A 20,430-nucleotide genomic window follows, 5' to 3' on the forward strand; every position below is an offset into this window, starting at 1 on the left:
CCGGACGGCAAGATCAGTGTGCCCCGCCGGGGACGATCAGACGGGACCTTCGCCTACGCCGCGCCGAATCGCCTCACGCAGGCGGACGGGCCACCTCAGGACTCGTCGGGTGGCACCGGCCCGGGCAGCGGCCCGCCCAGGGCGAAGTCCCGCTGTGGCCGCCACACCAGGTCGGTGCCGTGCTCGAACAGGCTGAACGTCTGCACGGTGAAGGCACAGGTGTAGGTGTCCAGCGCCTCGTACGCCTTGTCGAGCACGTGGTGGGGCAGGTCGTGGGCGACGGTGACGTGCGGGTGGTACGGGAACGCGAGGTCGCGCCGCAGCGGCCCGCTGCGCACGCCCTCGGCCAGCAGCTCGCAGGACGAGATGCCCTCCGCGACCGCCACGAACACCACCGGCGACACCGGCCGGAACGTCGCGGTCCCCCGCAGCCGCATCGTGAACGGCTGCGCGGACTCCGCCACCGTCAGCAGGTGGCGTTCGATCGCGTCCATCGTGTCCATGGCGTCGTTGTCGACCTGGGTGGGCGGCAGCAACGTCACGTGGGTGGGGATGGCGTCGGCGAGCGGGTCGCCGAACGCGGCCCGCCAGCGTTGCAGCTCTCCGCCGTAGGGTTCGGGGATCGCGACCGCGACACCGATCGTGCGCACGGGAGTCGCCGCCTATCGTTTCGCCACGACGAAACCGAGCCGGTCCTCGACTTCGCGCAGCGTCTCCGCGGCGACCGTCCGGGCACGCTCGGCCCCACGGGCCAGGATGTTGTCCAGGCTCTCGGGGTCCTCCAGCAGGGCCAGCGTGCGCTCGCGGAAGGGCGTCACGAACTCCACCACGGCGTCGGCCACGTCGCGCTTGAGGTCGCCGTACCCCTTGCCGGCGTAGGCGTCCACCAGCTCGGGCACGGGCCGTCCGGTGAGCGCGGACAGGATCGTGAGCAGGTTGGACACCCCGGGCTTGTTCTCCCGGTCGAAGGTGATCTCCCGGCCGGAGTCGGTGACCGCGCTGCGGATCCGCTTGGCGGAGGTCTTCGGGTCGTCCAGCAGGTCGATGATGCCGTTGGGCGACGAGGACGACTTGCTCATCTTGGCGGTGGGGTCCTGCAGGTCGTAGATCTTGGCGGTGTCTGCCAGGATGAACGGCTCGGGCACCCGGAAGGTCTTGCCGAACCTTGCGTTGAAGCGCTGCGCGAGGTCGCGGCTGAGCTCGAGGTGCTGGCGCTGGTCCTCACCGACCGGCACGGCGTCGGTCTGGTAGAGCAGGATGTCGGCGGCCATCAGCACGGGGTAGGTGAACAACCCGACCGTGGCGCCCTCGACGCCCTGCTTCTGCGTCTTGTCCTTGAACTGCGTCATCCGGCCGGCCTCACCGAACCCCGTCAGGCAGCCGAGGATCCAGGCCAGCTGGGTGTGCTCGGCGACGTGGCTCTGCACGAACAGCGTGCAGCGCTCCGGGTCCAGGCCCGCGGCCAGCAGCTGGGCCGCCGAGCGCAGGCTGCGCTCCCTCAGCTTGGCCGGGTCGTGGCCCATCGTGATCGCGTGCAGGTCGACGACGCAGTAGAAGGCGTCGTGCTCGTCCTGCATGCCCACCCACTGCCGGACCGCCCCGAGGTAGTTGCCCAGGTGGAAGGAGTCGGCGGTGGGCTGGATGCCCGAGAACACGCGCGGTCGCGACATGCTCTGAATTGTGCCAGCCCTGTCGCCGGGCCCCGACCCGCCGTCCACACCTGGACCCGGGCGGGGGTACGGCATACTGATTGATCACCGCGATCGGCGGGTACGCCCGATCGCCCCGGTTCAGGCCCGTTCGGCCGGCCGGGAGGGTGCGGCCCGCCCCGACTGCTCGGACCGCTCGCCGGAGCCGTTCGCACCGGAGCGGTGATCGGCGCCCACAACGGTGCCCGAGCCGCCCGAGCCGCCCGAGCCGTTGGAACCACCCGACCCCTCGGATTCGTCCGTACCGTCGACGCTGCCCGTGCTGTGGGCGCCGCCGGTGCCACCGGAGGACGCCTGGTCGCCGGCCGCCTCGACCGCGGGGCGTTCCGGCGGCCGGGGAGTGAACCTCAGCCGCGCCACCCGCCGCCCGTCCATCTCGATCACCGTGAACCCGTGGCCGTCGAACTCCGCCGACTCACCCTCCGACGGCACGTGCCCGAGCAGTGACACCACGAAGCCGGCCACCGTCTCGTACGGCCCGTCCGGCACGGTCACCCCGGTCTCGTCGGCCACGTCGTCCAGCCCGATCCGGCCGTCCAGCTCGACCTCACCGGAGACCAGCCGGCGCGACGCCGCCTCCGCGGCGGTGTCGTACTCGTCACGGATGTCCCCGATGAGCTCCTCGACCAGGTCCTCGAGGGTGACGATGCCCGCGGTGCCGCCGTACTCGTCCAGCACGATCGCCAGGTGGTGGCTGGTCGACCGCATCTCCGACAGGGCGGGGAGGACCCGCTTGGTGCCGGGCAGGAAGAGAACGTCCCGGGCCAGGTCGCCGACCCGGACCGAGCGGTTGGCCACCTCGGGGTTGAGCAGATCGCGGACGTGCACGAAGCCCACCACGTCGTCGGTCGACCCGCGCACCACGGGATAGCGCGAGTGCGGGCTCGCGGTGACCTCCTTCACCGTCTTGTAGACCGGCGTGGACGCGTCCAGGAAGTCGGTTTCCGTACGCGGCAACATGACCTCACGCAGCTGCCGGGTGCCCGCGTCGAACACCTCGTCGACGATCGCCCGCTCCTCCTCGCCGAGCGTCTGGTGTCCCGACACCAGCTCGCGCAGCTCCTCGTCGCTCATCTGTTCCCTGCCGACGCTGGGATCGCCGCCGAGCAGGCGGACCACCACGTTGGTCGACTTGGACAGGAACCAGATGACCGGCCGGGCGAGGGTCGCGATGGAGGCGATCATCGGCGCCAGCGCGGACGCGATCCCCTCGGCCCGCTGCAGCGCGAGCCGCTTGGCCGCCAGCTCGCCCAGCACGATCGAGACGTACGACACCGCGATCGTGATCAGCACCAGGGCGATCGGCTCGGACGCGCCGGGAGGCACGCCGAGGTTCACCAGCACCGGTGCGAGGTACTTGGACAGGTTGGCGCCGGCGAACGCCGAGGCCAGGAAGCCGGAGAGGGTCACGCCGATCTGCACGGCGGACAGGAACTGGTTGGGGTCGGCGGTGAGCCGGGCGATCACCTCGCCGCGCCGGCCGCGCTGGGCGAGGGACTTGACCTGTCCCTCGCGCAACGACACCAGCGCCATCTCGGCCGCGGCGAAGACGCCGCCGATGAGGACGAAGATCAGGGCCAGCCCGATGTTGGCCAGAACGGCGTTCATGGAAGCGTCACCGGGTGGTCAGGAGGGGCCCGGCTGCCGGTTTTCGCGTCGTACGCCGGATTTGGCTGGTACGAGCGCTATGGCCAGCCGGACCGCTGGTTGTCGCCATGCGCCCAAGAGTAACGACTTCCTTCCCCGACATTCGCCGGCCGCTCCGGGCACCCCGCGGCGGTCGGCTCGGTCGATCACGGCGCGGTGGTTCCCGCTAGGGTTCCTCTGACGTGCGCGCCACCCGCTCGGTTGCGCGTACGCCGGACGAAACTCACCGCGGGCGCTGTGGTCGAGACGCCGGTCGGCGACGGCCGCGCGGAGTCGGCGCGGCCCGGAGACGGACGTGACATGAAGAAAACCGCGACCCGGTTGGCCGACGGGCGAGAGCTGATCTACTTCGACGAGTCCGACAGCGCCGTCCGCGACGCCGTGGACAGCCGGGACCTCCCGGCGCGCCCGCCCGCGTCGGAGCTGCGCTACGACCCGCTGGTCGACGAGTGGGTGGCGGTCGCCGCGCACCGGCAGTCCCGCACCTTCCTGCCGCCGGCCGACGAGTGCCCGCTGTGCCCGTCCCGGCCGGGGCATCCCTCGGAGATTCCGGCCGAGAGCTACGACGTGGCGGTCTTCGAGAACCGCTTCCCATCGTTCTCGGGAGGTCCCGGCGCGGCCGGGGCGGCCGGTGTCGGTGAGCTCGGGGCCGACGCGGCCGACGGAGCCGACCTGTTCGCCCGCCGGCCGGGCGTGGGGCGCTGTGAGGTGGTGTGCTTCACCTCCGAGCACGGCGGCGCGTTCGGGGCGCTGTCGCCCTCCCGGGTCCGCACCGTCATGGAGGCCTGGGCCGACCGGACCGCCGAGCTTTCCACCCTGCCCGGCGTGGAGCAGGTGTTCTGCTTCGAGAACCGCGGCGAGGAGATCGGCGTCACCCTGCACCACCCGCACGGGCAGATCTACGGCTACCCGTTCGTGCCGCCGCGCACCCGGCGGATGCTGGAGGCTGCCCGCTCCTACGCCGAGCGCACCGGCGGCAACCTGTTCGCCGACGTGCTGGCCGCCGAGCGCTCCGCACAGGTCCGGGTGGTCGCGCAGACCAGGCACTGGACCGCCTTCGTGCCGGCGGCCGCCCGCTGGCCGGTCGAGGTGCACCTCCACCCGCACCGCCGGGTGCCCGACCTGGCCGCGCTGGACGAGGACGAGCGCGCCGAGTTCGGCCCGCTCTACCTCCGGGTGCTGCGGGCGCTGGACCGCTACTTCGCGCCCGAGGGCGGGCCCGACCTGCCCCTTCCGTACATCGCCGCGTGGCACCAGGCGCCGGTGCACGCGGACCGCGACCTGGCCGCCCTGCACCTGCAGGTGTTCTCGGTCCGCCGGGCCGCCAACAAGCTGAAGTACCTGGCGGGCTCGGAGTCCGCGATGGGCGTCTGGATCAACGACGGACGCCCCGAGGACGTCGCCGCCCGGCTGCGCGCCCTCGTCGACGAGGGAGGACGTGGATGAAGCTCCTGGTCACCGGCGGCGCCGGCTACATCGGCGGGATCGTCGCGACGCTGCTCCTGGAGGCCGGGCACGAGGTGACGGTCCTGGACGACCTGTCCACCGGACACCGCGACGGTGTGCCGGAGGGCGCGGCCTTCCACCAGGGCGCGATCACCGACGCCGCCGACGTGCTGGACCCGTCCTTCGACGGGGTGCTGCACTTCGCCGCGAAGTCGCTGGTGTCGGAGTCGGTGCGCCGGCCCGAGCTGTACTGGCGTACGAACGTCTGCGGCACCCTCGCCCTGCTGGACGCGATGCGGGCGGCAGACGTACGCCGGATCGTCTTCTCCTCCACCGCCGCCACCTACGGCGCGCCGGAGACGACGCCGATCACCGAGGACGTCCCGCCGCAGCCGACCAACCCCTACGGCGCGTCCAAGCTGGCCGTGGACGCGATGCTGACCAGCGAGGCGCAGGCGTACGACCTCGCGGCGGTCAGCCTGCGCTACTTCAACGTCGCCGGTGCGTACGCCGGCCACGGTGAGCGGCACGACCCGGAGACCCACCTGATCCCCAACCTGCTCGCGGTGGCCGCGGGCGAGCGCCCGGCCGCGCAGGTGTTCGGCACCGACTACCCGACCCGCGACGGCACCGCCGTCCGCGACTACCTCCACGTCGTCGACCTGGCCGACGCGCACCTGCGCGCGCTGACCGCGGCCACCCCCGGGCGGCACCTGATCTGCAACCTCGGCACCGGCACCGGCTCGACGGTGCACGAGGTGCTGACCGCGGTCCGGGAGGTCACCGGGCACGAGGTGCCGGTCGAGGAGTCGCCGCGCCGCGCGGGCGACCCGCCGTCCCTGGTCGCCTCGCACGACCGGGCCACCGCCGAGCTGGGCTGGAAGCCCCGGCGCGACCTGCACTCGATGGTCGCGGACGCGTGGAGCTACCGGCAGCGGCACGCGAGCAGCTGAACCACCCGGACCGCGCCCTGACCACGACGGAGCAGACGGAGGACGTACGCGATGAACGCGCGCACCACACTGGACGCCGAGTTCGAGTCGGTGTTCGACGGCTCGGCGGCCGGCATCTGGGCAGCACCCGGGCGAGTCAACCTGATCGGGGAGCACACCGACTACAACGACGGGTACGTCCTCCCGCTGGCGTTGCCCCAAGGCGTGGCGGCCGCCGCCGCGACCCGCTCCGACGGCCTGGTCCGGATGGCGTCCCGGCAGGCCGACGGGCGGGTGGAGGTCCGCCTGGACGCGCTGAAGCCCGGCGCGGTGGACGGCTGGGCCGCCTACGTCGCCGGGATGGTGTGGTCGCTGCGCGAGGCCGGGCACGACGTCGGCGGGCTGGACATCCTGGTCGACGGTGACGTACCCCTCGGCGCCGGCCTGTCCTCCTCTGCCGCCCTGGAGTGCGCGACCGCGCTCGCGGTGACCGACCTGTTCGGCGTGAAGATCGACCGGACCGCCCTGGCCGGGCTGGCCCAGCGGGCCGAGAACGACTTCGTGGGCATGCCCTGCGGGATCATGGACCAGTCCGCGTCGCTGCTGTGCACCCGCGAGCACCTGCTGTTCCTGGACACCCGCACCTCCGCCACCGAGCAGGTGCCGTTCGACCTCGGCGGGCACGGGCTGGCGCTGCTGGTCGTGGACACCCGCGCGCCGCACCGCCTGGTCGACGGGGAGTACGCCGCCCGCCGGCGTACCTGCGAGGAGGCCGCGGCGAAGCTCGGCGTCCGCGCCCTGCGCGACGTCGAGGGCCTGCAGGCCGCGATGGACTCCCTCGGCGACACCGTGATGGCGCGGCGGGTACGCCACGTCGTCACCGAGAACGCCCGCGTCCTCGCCACCGTGGAGCGACTGCGTACCGGCAGCCCCCGCGACATCGGCCCGCTGCTCACCGCCTCGCACGAGTCGCTGCGCGACGACTACGAGGTGACCGTGCCCGAGCTGGACAAGGCCGTCGACGCGGCACTGGACGCCGGAGCGCTGGGGGCGCGGATGACCGGCGGCGGGTTCGGCGGCTGCGTGATCGCGATGGTCGAGGCCGACGCCGCGGACACGGTCGCGGGCCGGGTGGCGGAGGCGTTCGCGGCCGCGGGGTTCGGCGCGCCGTCGTCGTTCGTGGCCGAGCCCAGCCAGGGTGCCCGGCGGATCCGCTGAGCGAGGCGCCGATGCCGAACTGCTGCAGCCCCGCCGCCGGCCACTCCTCCCCCGGCCACCGTCCGTCCTCCGACCAGGGCCCGTCCCCCGCCGCGCCGTACGACCTGCCCTTCGAGGTGCCCGACCGGGACCCGCGCGAGGTGGCCCGCGGGATGATCTCCCTGCCGGCGGGTGAGTTCGCGATGGGCGGCGCCGACGAGGACGCCTTCCCCGACGACGGCGAGGGCCCGGTCCGCCAGGTGCGGGTGTCGGCGTTCGGTCTGGACGAGACCGCGGTCACCAACCGTCAGTTCGGCGCGTTCGTCAGGGCCACCGGCTACGTCACCGAGGCCGAACGCTACGGCTGGTCGTTCGTCTTCCACCTGTTCGTCGGGCCGGGTCAGCGCGCCCACGTCAAGGACGCCGGCGTGCCGGGCGCCCCGTGGTGGCTGGCGGTGGAGGGGGCGACCTGGCGTACGCCCGAAGGTCCCGGCAGCGACGTCCGGACCCGTCCGCAGCACCCGGTGGTGCACGTGTCCTGGCAGGACGCGAACGCCTACGCCCGCTGGGCCGGCAAGCGGCTGCCGACCGAGGCCGAGTGGGAGTACGCCGCCCGTGGCGGGCTCGCCCGCGCGCGCTACGCCTGGGGCGACGAGCTCACCCCGCGGGGCCGCTGGCGATGCAACATCTGGCAGGGCCGCTTCCCGCGGGTGGACACCGCCGACGACGGCCACACCGGGACCGCGCCGGTGAAGTCGTACGCCCCGAACGGTTTCGGGCTGTACGAGGTGGCCGGCAACGTCTGGGAGTGGTGCGCGGACTGGTGGAGCACCAGTTGGCACGCGCAGGAGCGGCCGGAGACGCGGGTCGACCCGGCCGGGCCACCCGCGGGTGACACCCGGGTGATGCGCGGCGGCAGCTACCTGTGCCACGCGTCCTACTGCAACCGCTACCGCGTCGCCGCGCGCACCAGCAACACCCCCGACAGCTCCAGCGGCAACCTCGGCTTCCGCTGCGCGGCGGATCTACCCTGATCAAGGCCCGACCCGGGCTCTTGCCCTCAGCAGTTCGCCGAGTTCCAGGAGCAGACCATGCCGGACACGCCGGGCACGCCGGACACAACGGGTTCCTTCGCCGGCTCTCCCACCACCCGCCGCGCCGTCGTCTTCGGGATGGACGGCGTACGTTTCGATGTTCTGCGCCGCGCCCGCACACCACACCTGGACGCCATCGCGGCCGACGTTTCCTCGCCCCGATCCAGGTGGATCCCAGCGGGCCGACCATCTCCGGCCCCGTCTGGGCGACGGTGGCCACCGGAGTCCTCCCGCCGGTGCACCGCATCTTCGACAACGACCTGCACGGCAACCAGCTGGCGGCCCATCCGACCTTCCTGGCCCGGGTCGAACACGCCCGGCCCGGAGCGCGCACCTTCGCGCTGGCCGACTGGCCGCCGCTGGTGACCACCGACCACGGCGGCCCGATCTTCCCCGGCGGCCGGCTGATCCCGCCCGGCGGCACCGAACACCACGGCCTGGCGACCTGGGAGCAGTGTGAGGACCAGCTCGCCGACGACGCGGTCGAGGTGCTGGGCCGCCAGGACGTGCACGCGGCGTTCGTGTACTTCGTCGGGCCGGACGCGGTCGCGCACGAACTCGGCACCGGCCCGGAGTACGTCCACGCCATCGAGGCCACCGACGCGCGGATGGGCCGGATCCTGGCCGCGATCCGGGCCCGGGCCACAGCTGCCACCGAGGAGTGGACGGTCGTCGTGGTGACCGACCACGGGCACCGCGACGAGGGCGGTCACGGTGGCGACTCCCCCGAGGAACGCACGGCCTGGATCGCGGCATCCGGCCCCACGGTGCCGGCCACACCGCCGGAGGGACTCGCCCACGCCGACATCCACCCGCACGTCCTGACCGCCCTGGGCATCGACCTCGACCCGTCGTGGGGCCTGACCGGCCGCCCGTTCGACGTCGACGTCCAACCTGCCTGAAGCGCGGCCGGCGGCGCGCGGGCCGGCGTCGCGCGGGCGGCGCGGGCGGCTCGGGCGGCGCGGGATTCTTCCGCGGAAGAATCCCGTACTGAATCGGCTCGGCTCGGTCCGCGAGCAAGAGCGTGAAAGTTCCTGGTGGTCAGGGCCACCCGCACTCTTCACACTGCCGAGCCGGCCGACCCGTCCGAGGCAAGCGTGAACGCTCCGGGTGGCCGGAGCCACCCGCACTCTTCACGCTCCACCGGTCGATTCCGCCGACGCCCCTGCGCGACGTGCAACCACGAACTGGGAAGACGTGTGGGGCCCAGAGCACCCACACGTCTTCCCGGCTCGTACTCGCGGCGATTCTTCCGCGGAAGAATCGCCGGCCGCGGGGGCCAGGCGCCGAGGCGTCGCCGGGGTCGGCCGACCGGACCGGGACGAGTGCCTTCCGTACGACCGTCCGCGTCGGCTCGAATGGTCCGATGAGGATCGAGACCATCGAGACGTTCCTGGCCGACCAGATCGCGATCGTCCGCATCCGCACCGACGACGGGGCGGAGGGGATCGGGCAGACGTCGCCGTTCCGGCCCGGCCTGTCCGTACGGCTGCTGCACGAGATGGCCGCACCGCACTTCCTCGGCCAGGACCCGTGGGACCTCGAGGCGCTGGTGGAACGCTGCCTGCGCAAGGAGTACAAGTTTCCCTCGACCTTCCTCTACCGCGCGCTGTGCGGCATCGACACCGCACTGTGGGACCTTCTCGGCAAGGTGACCGGCCAGCCGGTCCACAAGCTGCTCGGTGGTCAGGTGCGCGACTTCGTACCCATGTACGCCTCCAGCATGAGCCGGTCGATCACCCCCGAGGCCGAGGCCGAGCGGCTAGCCGCGCTGCGCGAGGAGTACGGCTTCCGCGCCGCCAAGGTCCGGATCGGCGACGTGATGGGCGCGGACCGGGACGCCTCCCCCGGCCGGACCGAGAAGCTGATCCCGCACATCCGCGAGGTCATGGGCGACGACTTCACCATCCACGCCGACGCCAACAGCGGCTTCTCGGTGTCCCGCGCGATCCGGGTGGGACGGATCCTGGAGGACCACGGCTACGGCCACTTCGAGGAGCCCTGCCCGTATCCCCTGCTGGAGAACACCGCGCAGGTCGCGGCGGCCCTCGACATCCCGGTGGCCGGCGGCGAGCAGGACAACTCGCTGGTGCAGTTCCGCCGGATGATCGAGTCGCACGCGGTGGACATCGTGCAGCCCGACATCGGCTACATCGGCGGCGTCGCCCGGGCCCGTCGCGTGGCCAGAATGGCCGAGGACGCGGGAATCCCGTGTACGCCGCACTGCTCGAACACCTCGATGCTACAGGTGTTCACGCTGCACCTCGCCGCGTCAATGCCGGCTTGTCACCAGTTCCACGAGTGGGGCATCGAGGACACGCCGTGGACGCGCGGTGTCTACGAACCCGAACTCCGCTTGGAGAACGGCGGAGTCAAGGTGTCGACGGCGCCCGGCTGGGGCGTGGAGATCACACCGGAATTCCTGCGCGACGCCCACCACGAAGTGTCCAGCCGATAGGGGCCCACCCACCGCCGGCGGCTGCACACTGCGCGACCCGGGCCGAGTCCAGGACACGTAGGCGAGCGCCATCGCGTCACTGCTCGTCGATCAGCTCACGCAGCTTCAGGGCGGCGGACTCGATGTCGTCGTAGTCGTTCTGGCCGGCCCGGGACTCCGCGCTGATCACCCCGCAGCGGTGCACCTTCGCAAAGTCGCCGTACGGGAACTTGTAGTGCGACTTCGTCTCGGGGTTCTGCTCGTCGTCGACGCCGAGGTACCAGAGGCCGTACTCCTCGTAGCCGTGCTTGTCCAGATAGGCGTTCTCGTCCGCCGCGGACGGCTGGTGCTCGCTCCAGTCGTCCCGCTCGTCGGTGGTGAACTTCCCGTCCCGAACAAGCCGCCTGGCGTGCTCGAACGCGCTCTTGTTGAGTGTGGTGGCCACGGATCCATCCTTCCGCGCACGGCGATCACGAAACGCGGCCGGGACGACGTCGCCCACCCGACCGGCCTGAGCCGACCTGGGTGGGCGACGATCACGACGTACGTCGTGGCCGAACGAAAGAACGACCTACTGCTTGGCCACCTTCGCCTTCAGCGTCTCGGCCAGCGCGGCCAGGAAGTCGTCGGTGCTCAGCCACTCGGTGTCGTCACCGACCAGCAGGGCGAGGTCCTTGGTCATCTTGCCGGCCTCGACGGTCTCCACACAGGCCTGCTCCAGCGTCTGCGCGAACGCCGACACCTCCGGCGTGCCGTCCAGCTTGCCGCGGTGGGCCAGGCCCCGCGTCCAGGCGAAGATCGACGCGATCGGGTTCGTCGACGTCTTCTGGCCCTTCTGCCACTGCCGGAAGTGCCGCGTCACCGTGCCGTGTGCCGCCTCGGCCTCGACCGTACGGCCGTCCGGGGTCATCAGCACGCTGGTCATCAGGCCGAGCGAACCGAAGCCCTGCGCGACGGTGTCGGACTGCACGTCACCGTCGTAGTTCTTGGCCGCCCAGACGAAGCCGCCCTCCCACTTCAGGGCCTGCGCCACCATGTCGTCGATGAGCCGGTGCTCGTAGGTGATGCCGGCCTCTTCGAACTTGCCCTTGAACTCCGTCTCGAAGACCTCGGCGAACAGGTCCTTGAAGCGGCCGTCGTAGGCCTTGAGGATGGTGTTCTTCGTCGACAGGTAGACCGGGTAGCCGCGCTGCAGGCCGTAGTTCAGCGAGGCCCGGGCGAAGTCGCGGATCGAGTCGTCGTAGTTGTACATCGCCATCGCGACGCCGCCACCGGGGTAGTCCGCGACCTCGAACTCCATCGGCTGGCTGCCGTCGGCCGGGGTGTAGGTCACGGTGAGCTTGCCCGGACCCGGCACCACGAAGTCGGTGGCCTTGTACTGGTCGCCGTGGGCGTGCCGGCCGATGATGATCGGCTTGGTCCAGCCCGGCACCAGGCGGGGAACGTTGTCGATGATGATCGGCTCGCGGAACACGACGCCGCCGAGGATGTTGCGGATCGTGCCGTTCGGCGAACGCCACATCTTCTTCAGGCCGAACTCCTCGACCCGCGCCTCGTCGGGGGTGATCGTGGCGCACTTCACGCCCACGCCGTGCTGCTTGATCGCGTTCGCGGCGTCGACCGTCACCTGGTCGTCGGTGGCGTCGCGGTGTTCGATGCCGAGGTCGTAGTAGTCGAGCTGGAGGTCGACGTAGGGCAGCAGCAGCTGCTCCTTGATGTCCTTCCAGATGACCCGGGTCATCTCGTCGCCGTCAAGCTCGACGATCGGGTTCTTCACGCTGATCTTTGACAAGGGGGCTCCTCCGGCCAGGACGTGGATCGGGGTGGGGGCAACCCCGCCGGCCACCCACGTCGAGGGTGGGGTTAGAGGTTCTGGACGTCGGACTGCTTGCTGCGGACGGCTTCCGCCGCCTCCTTCAGCGCGGCCAGCTCGCTGTCGGTGAGGTCGGTCTCGACGACCTTGCGTACGCCGGACCTGCCGAGCTCACCGAGGACGCCGAGGTAGACGCCGTCGATGCCGTACTCACCGTCGACCCATGCGCACACGGGCATGACAGCACCGGAGTCCTCCGCGATCGCCTTGGCCATCCGGGCCGCCGCGGCCGAGGGTGCGAAGTACGCCGAGCCGGTCTTGAGCAGGGCGACGACCTCCGCCCCGCCGTTGCGGGTGCGATCCACCAGCGCCTCGATGTCCTCGGCGGACAGCAGCTCGGTCAGCGGCTTGGTGGCGCCGTCGACCTCGACGGTGCACTTGCTGGGGACCGGCACCATCGTGTCGCCGTGGGAGCCGAGGGTCAGCGTGGTCACGGCGCCCACCGGGACGCCGAGCTTCTCCGCCACGCTGTTGGTGAACCGCGCCGTGTCGAGCATGCCGGCCTGGCCGAGCACGCGGTTGCGCGGGAACTGCGTGGCCAGCTGGGCCAGCGCGGTCATCTCGTCCAGCGGGTTGGACACCACGATGACCACCGCGTTGGGCGCGTGCTTGGCGACGTTCTCCGCGACCTGCCGGACGATCTTGGCGTTGGTCTCGATCAGGTCCATCCGGCTCATGCCGGGCTTGCGCGGCAGGCCGGCGGTGATGATCACGATGTCGGAGCCGGCGATCGCCTCGTAGCCTCCGCCGTCGCGACCGGTCGTCTGGCCGGTGACCTTGGTCTCGAAGCCCTCGACCGCGCGGGACTGGTTGATGTCGAGCGCCAGCCCCTCAGGCCGGCCCTCGAGAATGTCGGTGAGGACGACCTCGTCGAAGATGTCGTACTCGGCGAGTCGCTGCGCGGTCGTCGACCCGTAGAAACCCGCACCGACGACAGCAACCTTGCCGTTACGCGCCATGTGTGCTCGCCTCCTGGAAGTGCCGCCCGGATGTGCGGCGTCGGACTCAGCGTTCTCGGCGTTCTCGGGATATGTCTTGGCGTCGAGATAGTTGTCGAAGCCTAACCGAGCAGCCGTCCCCACGGCTGTTCGGGGTCATTCGGGACTCATCGGATGTCCGGCACGGCCAGCGCCAGCACCAGAGCCGCACCTCCCATGATCGCGAGCGTCACCACGTCGGTCATCCGGCTCCGCAGCACCAGCAGGCCGGCTCGCCTGGTGGTCAGCACCAACCGGAACACCGCCGCCAACAGGACCGAGCAGGCGAACAGTGCCGTACCGGGCCGGAAGTCGACCACCACCACGACCACCAGGGAGGCGACCACCCCGGCGAGAACCACCAGCAGCGGCCACTGCCGGCGCGGCCAGGGACGAATCGGTGGAAGTGGGCGGCCCCGTGGACGACCCCAACGTTTCCAGAACGCCTGCCTGTCGGCGGGCGTTCCCCCGGCGGCCTCGACAGGGGGTGCCGAGGTCGGCCGGGCTGCCTCGCCGCCTGGCTGGTCGACCATGACCACCCTCCTGGGACTCTCCTGGGACTCCGTGGGTTCCTCGCAGAACGGCAGGCTACTCGCCCCGGGTGCGGCGGCTGCCCGCAACCGCCCGGGTGGCCCCGGTGCGTCGCGGACGCCAGGTCCGCCCGGCGGGCTGCCGGCGCACCCCGGAGACCGGGTCAGAGCGCCTCGGAGGCGAAGGAGGTGACGCTGGCGAGGAACGAGCCGAGGTACGGCCGGAAGTCCCGGCGTACCGGTTCCGGCGTCCCCGGCAGCTCCGACGGGTGCGGCAGGAGGGAGCACAGGGCAAGGGACGTACGGCGCCGGTGGACGGGGTTCTCCGGTGCCGAAGGGAGCACCCCGACCGGCAGCTTCATCCCGGTGAGCTCACTCTCGGCGACCCCGCGCAGGACCTCGCCCGAGAGCAGGTCGCCGATGATCCGCGGCGACGCGCCGAGCTCGGTCAGGCCGCGGCGGGTGCGTACGTCCACCACGGGCTCGCCGACCGTCGCGGGCCATGCCAGGACCAGCCGGTCCACCCGCTCCGGACAGGTCAGCGCCAACCGGACGGCCACCGAGCAACCGTTCGACCCGGCCACCACACAGACCGGGCCCGGCGGCAGCAGCGGGACCAGGTGCTCGACCTCGGCCGGCCAGGAGCGCGCCCGCGGGAGCCGGTCCGGCGCGAGCACGGTGAAGCCGCGCTCCTCCAGACCGGCGACGATCCCGGGCTCGTGCCAGAACCGCTCGGCGTCCATGTCCTCCCAGAGGCCGCCATGGACCAGCAGCAGTGTCGTCACGTTCCCACTCTGCCGACCTCGCCGCGCAGCCGGCAACGCGGCGGGAAGGATGCGCGGGATACCCCTGGATGGGAGGGCTGGACGGGCACCTTGGTCACGTGTGTGAGCTACGCGGCGCCGGGGACGTCACCGGGGCTGCCGGACCGGTGACCGGCCGCGTGTACGGGCCCGGCGACGGTGAGCAGCAGGAGGACGAGGATCACCAGCCCGGCGAGTGCACCGAGGTGGTTCTGCAGGGCCTGCACGGCGGGTAACTCCGGAGCGGAGTACGCCGACGGCACCGCGAACACGAACGTCGCGCGCCACGATCCCCACGCGAACAGCGCGCCCGACGCCACCCAGGTGAACAGCAGCGCTCCCCGGGAAGGCGGGCCGCTCCGGCGACGCCCGAGCCGGCCGGCGCCCCAGGCGGCGACGAGTGCCCAGCAGGCGTTGCTGCCGGTGAGCAGGAACCAGCGCAGGTCACGGGCGGCAAGCGCGTGCGGGTCGAGTGCGAGCGTTCCACCGAACGCCCAGTACGCCTGGGCGGCGGCGAGCACCGCGCAGACACCCGCCGCGATCCTCGCCAGCGACACCCGCAGCTCACCGGTGTGGTCGGGCGTCCCGGGCCCGGCGGCGTCCGCGGAGCGGGCTTCCGGCCCGTCCCCGCGCCGGAACAACGCCGGCCAGCGTTCCCGCACGTAGAGCGGCATTGCCACGGCCAGGCCGAGCCCGAACCCGGCGAAGGACACCGAGATCATCTCGACCTCCCAGGACGCCAGCGGAAGCTTCGGCCCGGCCGGGTCCGCGCCCACGTCCGGGAGCATGGCGAAGACGGGAATCAACGGGAGCATCGAGCACAGGAACCCCATCCCCACCCACGCGGGGAGCAGCAGCAGCCACGCCGGGATCCGCAGACCCCACCGCTGCCCGAGCGCCAGCCCGAGCAGGATCGCGGCGCCGGCCATCGCCACCGTCATCGCGTTGATCGCCGCCCAGTCCAGCGCCTTCCACACTCCCGTGTGCAGACCGCCACCGCGCAGGCCGTCGCGTACCCAGAAGATCTTGAGCAGGAAGTACGGAAGCATCGCCAGCGCGGCGAAGTAGGCAGCGGCCTTACGGGCCACCGTCAGCCTCGGCGTACTCCCGGGAAGCACCGGAGTCGTCATGGCACCGACGCTAGGGGGCCTGAGGCCCCGACCCCTCCCCCGCGAAGGGCCACGGTGTCACCCGCGCGGGGGAGAACGCCTCGGTCGTACGCGCTCAGTGGAAGAAGTGCCGGGTTCCGGTGAAGTACAACGGCACCCCGGCCGCCTGGGCCGCCGCGATCACCTCGTCGTCGCGGACCGAACCACCCGGCTCCACGACCGCGCGCACGCCGGCGTCCAGCAGCACCTGCAGCCCGTCGGCGAACGGGAAGAACGCGTCCGAGGCGGCCACCGATCCGGCTGCCCGCTCACCGGCCCGCGCCACCGCGAGCCGGGCGGAGTCGACCCGGTTGACCTGGCCCATGCCGACGCCGACGGTCGCCTCGCCACTGGCGAGCAGGATGGCGTTGGACTTGACCGCCCGCACCGCCCGCCAGGCGAACACCAGGTCGGCGAGCACCGAGTCGTCGACCGGGTCGCCGGCCACCAGGCGCCAGCCGAGCAGGTCGTCGCCGGGGGCGTCCACCGCGTCGACCGTCTGCACCAGCGCACCGCCGGAGACCTGCCTGATCTCCACCCCGGCGCCCGTGGGCGCCGGGCAGCGCAGCAGCCGGATGTTCTTCTTCCGGGTGAGGATCTCCAGCGCCGCCGGCTCGAACTCCGGCGCCACCACCACCTCGGTGAACACCTCCGCGACCTGCCGGGCCATCGCCTCGGTCACCGGGCGGTTGGTCGCGATCACCCCGCCGAACGCCGACACCGGGTCACAGGCGTGTGCCTTCGCGTGCGCCTCGGCCAGGTCGGCGGCCACCGCGATGCCGCACGGGTTGGCGTGCTTGATGATCGCCACCGCGGGGACCGCGAAGTCGTACGCCGCCCGCCGGGCCGCGTCGGCGTCGACGTAGTTGTTGTACGACATCTCCTTGCCGTGCAGCTGCTCGGCCTGGGCGAGGCCGGGCGCGGTCGAGGCGGAGGAGTAGAGCGCGGCGCGCTGGTGGGGGTTCTCGCCGTACCGCAGCACCGCCTGGCGGTTCCAGGTGGCGCCGAACCACGCCGGGAAGCCGGTGCCCTCGTCGGTGGGGGCCACGATGTTGCCGAGCCAGGACGCGACCTGCACGTCGTAGGTGGCGGTGTGCACGAACGCCTCGACGGCGAGCCGCTGCCGCTGGTCCAGGGTGAAACCGCCGGCGGCGACCGCGGCCAGCACGTCGGCGTACCGCTGCGGAGAGGTGACCACCGCGACACTGGCGTGGTTCTTGGCGGCCGCACGGGTCATGGCCGGGCCACCGATGTCGATCTGCTCGACCACCTCGTCCGGACCGGCGCCGGAGGCGACCGTCTCCGCGAACGGATAGAGGTTCGACACCAGCAGGTCGAACGCCTCGACGTTCAGGTCGGCGAGCTGGCGCACGTGGTCGGGGTTACGGGTGTCGGCCAGCAGGCCGGCGTGCACCCGCGGGTGCAGCGTCTTGACGCGGCCGTCCAGGCACTCGGGGAAGCCGGTCAGCTCCTCCACCCGGGTCACCGCGATCCCGGCCGCCTCGATGGTCGCGGCGGTGGAGCCGGTGGACACGATCGACACTCCGGCGTCGGCCAGCCCGCGAGCCAGCTCTGTCAACCCGGACTTGTCATAGACGCTGACCAGCGCGCGGCGGATGGGACGCCGGCCCTCGTCGGCGGCGGCCGGCCCGGTGGTGGTGCTGGTGGTGTCGTTCACGGGATGGTGACCTTTCTGCCCGAGACGGTGTAGCCCTCGCGCACCATCGAGCCGACGATGTCGACGAGCTGGCGGCGCTCTGCGACCTTGATGCGTTCGGTCAGCGTTTCCTCGGTGTCGTCGTCGCGCACGGGCACGGCGACCTGGGCGATGATCGGACCGGCGTCGACACCCTCGTCGACGACGAACAACGTGGCGCCGGCCAGCCGGACGCCGTAGGCGAGGGCGTCGCGCGGCCCGTGCATTCCGGGGAACGCCGGCAGCAGCGAGTTGTGGCTGTTGACGTACTTCCCGCCGAACTCCGTCAGGAACGACGTGCCGACCAGCTTGAGGAAACCGGCCGACACCACCAGGTCGGGTTCGAAGGCGGCCACCTTCGCGGTGAGTGCCGCGTCCCAGTCGGCACGGTCGGGGAAGTCGCGCACCCGCAACGTGAACGTCGGAACGCCCGCGCGCTCGGCGCGGGCCAGCCCCTCGATCCCGTCGCGGTCGGCGCCGACGGCGACGATCGTGGCGCCGTACGCCGGATCGCGGGTGGCGTCGAGCAGAGCCTGCAGGAGGGTTCCCGAGCCGGAGAGCAGGACGACGAGGCGGGCGGACAGGATGAGCTCCTCGCTGGTCGGTCGGCCGCGGACGCACGAACTGGACGACGCCGCCGACCTACCCGGGGCACGTTCGCTTCGAGTCCGACGTTCCGTCACGATAGCGGTAGACGCGCGAACGACGGGAGAAGCCCCTGTGAGCAGTACCGACAATCCCCCCGAGGGCCGTCGCGAGGACGAATCGACCGGCACGCCCCTGGAGGGTGCCCGGGCGGGTACGGCGACGGGCAGGAGCGGCGGCCCGGGCGCCGGGACAGGTACGACCACCGGTGCGGACGAATCCGGCGACTCCGGACTTGCCCCGATCCCGCCCGAGGGCACCGTCGCTCCCGCGGACACCGAGCGGGTCTTCGGCCGGCCGCGCAGCGGTACGCCGTACGCGCGGATCATGCCGACCGGCGACAACCCGGGCGAGTCCGGTAGCGGCTCGGGGCACGGCGGCGGGAGCGGTAGTGGTCGCGGCGGAGGTGAGGGCGGGAACGGCCCGGCGGGCGCCCGTCCCGGCGGCGCTCAGCAGGGTGGCTCCCCGTCAGGGGGCGGTTGGGGCGGCCCGACCGGCGGCTGGAGCGGCGGTCCCGGTCGTCCCGGCGGTCCCGGCGGACAACCGGGCGGCACGCACGGACCGGCCGAGTCCGAGGACCAGCGCCGTCAGGTGAACGTCTACGGTCGCTTCGCCCTGATGCTCGGCATCTTCGGCCTGCTGGCGAGCATCTTCGTTCCCCCGCTCGGCATCTTCGCCGGCGGTGTGGCGATCGGGCTCGGGGTGGCCGGACGACGCAAGGGGCGCCGGGCCGGCCGGGCGGTCCCCGGCGCCGGACCTGGGCTGGTTCTCGGCGTGGTGGCGGTGGCGATCGGCCTCGTGCTGTCGGTGGTGTGGGCCGTCTTCTGGAGCGAGATCGTGGACTACCAGGAGTGCGTGTCCGGCGCCAACACCCAGACCGCGCGACAGAACTGCCAGACGACGTTCGAGAAGAGCATCTTCGACCGGCTCTCGCCGCCGTCCCGGTCCTAACTCAGTCCTAACTCAGTCCTGACACTCAGTCCTCCCCGGCCGCGGCCGAGCCGTCCGCGTCACCGCGCGACCGGCCGGGGAGCCGCGGGTTCCACCGAGCCACCGCCCTGCTCGCCAGTACCGCGACCGCCCCGGCGATCCCGAGCGTGCTGACGGCTATCAGCGCCGTCTGGGCCGCCGGCACCCCGACGTCGGCCAGCCGCCCGGGCCCGACCGAGCCGCCGGCCAGCAGGGCGACCAGCGTGTACATCACCCCGCCGGCCACCCCGGCCAGTCCGGCCCGGGCCGCCGCGGTCTCCACGCCGTACTCCGGATACCGCCGTACGGCCGCCAGTCCCGCCACCGCGCCGGCCGCGATCGGCAGCACGAGCACCGCCGCCAGCCAGCCGGGTGGCGTCGTGGTCACCGGGAGAGCGCCGAGCAGGGGGAACGCCGGCAGCGTGCCGAGCAGGACTCCCGACGGTGCGACGACCGTGCCGGTGCCGACCGCGAAACCCGGGCCGAGGGCGTACGCCGCACCGAACACCGCGGCGTTCGGGAGGTAGGCCAGGCATGCCACGAGCAGGAGCACCAGACCGACCGGACCGGGTGCCAGCGACCCGGTGAGGTCGGCGACCCGGCCGGCGTGCACGGCCAGCGACACCGCGACCAGCGCTGTGCCACAGGTCAGCAGTGCGACCAGGCCGGCAGTCCCGCCGTAGAGCACGGCCCGCACCCCCTCGGGCAGTCGCCCCCAGAACGACTTCGCGTGACCGGTCTCCCGGATCGTCCCGGCGCCACCCACCACCGCGGCGAGCACAGTGGCGTAGCCGAACGCCCGAACGAGGTCGGGTGCCGCCTCGTCGGCGCGGGTGGCCAGGGCTACGAGCGTCACCAGCGCGCCGTAGCCGACCGCCAGGGAGCCCACCCCCAGGCAGGTGTCGCGCGCGCCGCGCAGCTCGGCCGTGCGGGCGACCCAGCCGCCCGCCCGCCACAGCAACAGGACGGGCAACGCGGTCAGGCCCCACGGCGCGAGGTCGTACCGGCCGTCGGACAAGGCGATCGGCACCCAGTGGGCCGCCAGCCAGGCGTCCACACCGATCCGGAAGGCCCACGACGCGGTGCCCCCGGTCGTGGCGAACCAGCCCACGACGGCGAGCGCCGCACACGGCAACGCCCCCGCGAGCACCGCCCAGCCGGCCGCCAGGAGCGCCCCCACGGGCGCCGGCCTGGGGTGCCCACCACCGGGTGGGCGTCCTGGTACGCGCGCGACTGAACGCGCCAGCAGGTCGGTCATCGCAGACATCGTCCCAGCCGAGCCGGGTTCGTGCCGCCTCGGACACGCCGCACGGGCACACCACCGGCA

The 20,430-nt window shown here is 72.3% G+C and carries 18 protein-coding genes and 1 pseudogene; 7 read left to right on the forward strand and 12 right to left on the reverse strand.

Annotation, left to right across the window (positions count from 1 at the left end; translation table 11 throughout):
• Window positions 1-95: 95 nt before the first annotated feature.
• The 3 genes and pseudogenes from FHR37_RS17325 to FHR37_RS17335 all read right to left on the reverse strand — a co-directional run.
• Window positions 96-650 carry a 2'-5' RNA ligase family protein gene (locus tag FHR37_RS17325; RefSeq protein WP_092880596.1) on the reverse strand — a complete coding sequence of 185 codons (555 nt, stop codon included), beginning with the start codon at window positions 648-650 and terminating at the stop codon, window positions 96-98.
• A gap of 12 nt (window positions 651-662) precedes the next feature.
• Window positions 663-1,670, reverse strand: a complete 1,008-nt coding sequence (gene trpS / locus FHR37_RS17330) for a tryptophan--tRNA ligase (protein WP_092880598.1) — start codon at window positions 1,668-1,670, stop codon at window positions 663-665.
• A gap of 342 nt (window positions 1,671-2,012) precedes the next feature.
• Window positions 2,013-3,317 (reverse strand): annotated as a pseudogene (locus FHR37_RS17335) (hemolysin family protein); the annotation flags it as partial.
• Window positions 3,318-3,656: 339 nt separating this feature from the next.
• On the opposite strand from FHR37_RS17335, the gene galT reads away from it, so the two are divergent.
• From galT to FHR37_RS17365, 6 genes are all read left to right on the forward strand, one after another.
• The gene (galT, locus tag FHR37_RS17340) at window positions 3,657-4,802 is read left to right on the forward strand and encodes a galactose-1-phosphate uridylyltransferase (protein WP_092880835.1); all 1,146 of its coding nucleotides are present in this window, start codon (window positions 3,657-3,659) and stop codon (window positions 4,800-4,802) included.
• Window positions 4,799-5,755, forward strand: a complete 957-nt coding sequence (galE, locus tag FHR37_RS17345; protein ID WP_092880600.1) for a UDP-glucose 4-epimerase GalE — start codon at window positions 4,799-4,801, stop codon at window positions 5,753-5,755. The genes galT and galE overlap by 4 nt, the downstream gene beginning before the upstream one ends.
• Window positions 5,756-5,806: 51 nt before the next feature.
• Window positions 5,807-6,952 (forward strand): galactokinase, encoded by a 1,146-nt coding sequence (galK, locus tag FHR37_RS17350; protein WP_092880602.1) that lies wholly within the window; start codon window positions 5,807-5,809, stop codon window positions 6,950-6,952.
• A gap of 11 nt (window positions 6,953-6,963) precedes the next feature.
• Window positions 6,964-7,965, forward strand: a complete 1,002-nt coding sequence (locus tag FHR37_RS17355; protein ID WP_092880604.1) for a formylglycine-generating enzyme family protein — start codon at window positions 6,964-6,966, stop codon at window positions 7,963-7,965.
• A 227-nt stretch (window positions 7,966-8,192) separates the two neighbouring features.
• The gene (locus FHR37_RS17360) at window positions 8,193-8,927 is read left to right on the forward strand and encodes an alkaline phosphatase family protein (protein WP_092880606.1); all 735 of its coding nucleotides are present in this window, start codon (window positions 8,193-8,195) and stop codon (window positions 8,925-8,927) included.
• A 272-nt stretch (window positions 8,928-9,199) separates the two neighbouring features.
• Entirely contained in the window at window positions 9,200-10,483 is a 1,284-nt protein-coding gene (locus FHR37_RS17365) for a mandelate racemase/muconate lactonizing enzyme family protein (protein WP_269086057.1), read from the forward strand.
• Window positions 10,484-10,559: 76 nt separating this feature from the next.
• Here the strand turns inward: FHR37_RS17365 and FHR37_RS17370 are convergent, their stop codons facing one another.
• The 8 genes from FHR37_RS17370 to purN form a co-directional block, all read right to left on the reverse strand.
• Window positions 10,560-10,907: a hypothetical protein gene (locus FHR37_RS17370; protein ID WP_092880610.1), complete on the reverse strand. Its 348-nt coding sequence runs from the start codon at window positions 10,905-10,907 to the stop codon at window positions 10,560-10,562.
• Window positions 10,908-11,033: 126 nt separating this feature from the next.
• On the reverse strand, window positions 11,034-12,254 hold the full coding sequence (locus tag FHR37_RS17375) for an NADP-dependent isocitrate dehydrogenase (RefSeq protein ID WP_092880612.1): 1,221 nt from the start codon (window positions 12,252-12,254) through the stop codon (window positions 11,034-11,036).
• A gap of 71 nt (window positions 12,255-12,325) precedes the next feature.
• On the reverse strand, window positions 12,326-13,294 hold the full coding sequence (locus tag FHR37_RS17380; RefSeq protein ID WP_092880614.1) for a malate dehydrogenase: 969 nt from the start codon (window positions 13,292-13,294) through the stop codon (window positions 12,326-12,328).
• Window positions 13,295-13,440: 146 nt separating this feature from the next.
• Window positions 13,441-13,845, reverse strand: coding sequence for a DUF3017 domain-containing protein (locus tag FHR37_RS17385; protein ID WP_092880837.1), 405 nt, complete (start codon window positions 13,843-13,845; stop codon window positions 13,441-13,443).
• Window positions 13,846-14,006: 161 nt separating this feature from the next.
• Window positions 14,007-14,627 carry an alpha/beta hydrolase gene (locus tag FHR37_RS17390; RefSeq protein ID WP_202817869.1) on the reverse strand — a complete coding sequence of 207 codons (621 nt, stop codon included), beginning with the start codon at window positions 14,625-14,627 and terminating at the stop codon, window positions 14,007-14,009.
• Window positions 14,628-14,734: 107 nt separating this feature from the next.
• Entirely contained in the window at window positions 14,735-15,775 is a 1,041-nt protein-coding gene (locus FHR37_RS17395) for a hypothetical protein (RefSeq protein ID WP_139238795.1), read from the reverse strand.
• A 94-nt stretch (window positions 15,776-15,869) separates the two neighbouring features.
• A complete protein-coding gene (gene purH / locus FHR37_RS17400; protein WP_092880618.1) occupies window positions 15,870-17,471 on the reverse strand; it encodes a bifunctional phosphoribosylaminoimidazolecarboxamide formyltransferase/IMP cyclohydrolase in 1,602 nt (533 codons plus the stop codon).
• Window positions 17,468-18,073 (reverse strand): phosphoribosylglycinamide formyltransferase, encoded by a 606-nt coding sequence (gene purN / locus FHR37_RS30950; protein ID WP_202817887.1) that lies wholly within the window; start codon window positions 18,071-18,073, stop codon window positions 17,468-17,470. The genes purH and purN overlap by 4 nt, the downstream gene beginning before the upstream one ends.
• A 136-nt stretch (window positions 18,074-18,209) precedes the next feature.
• Between purN and FHR37_RS30955 the strand changes: the two genes are divergently transcribed.
• On the forward strand, window positions 18,210-19,085 hold the full coding sequence (locus FHR37_RS30955; RefSeq protein WP_202817870.1) for a hypothetical protein: 876 nt from the start codon (window positions 18,210-18,212) through the stop codon (window positions 19,083-19,085).
• Between the two features lie 25 nt (window positions 19,086-19,110).
• Here FHR37_RS30955 and FHR37_RS17415 read toward each other — a convergent pair whose 3' ends face one another.
• Window positions 19,111-20,361: a cell division protein PerM gene (locus FHR37_RS17415; protein ID WP_139238796.1), complete on the reverse strand. Its 1,251-nt coding sequence runs from the start codon at window positions 20,359-20,361 to the stop codon at window positions 19,111-19,113.
• Window positions 20,362-20,430: the final 69 nt, after the last annotated feature.

Origin of the sequence: Actinopolymorpha cephalotaxi (assembly GCF_013408535.1) — a bacterium.
Classification (GTDB): Bacteria; Actinomycetota; Actinomycetes; order Propionibacteriales; family Actinopolymorphaceae; genus Actinopolymorpha; species Actinopolymorpha cephalotaxi.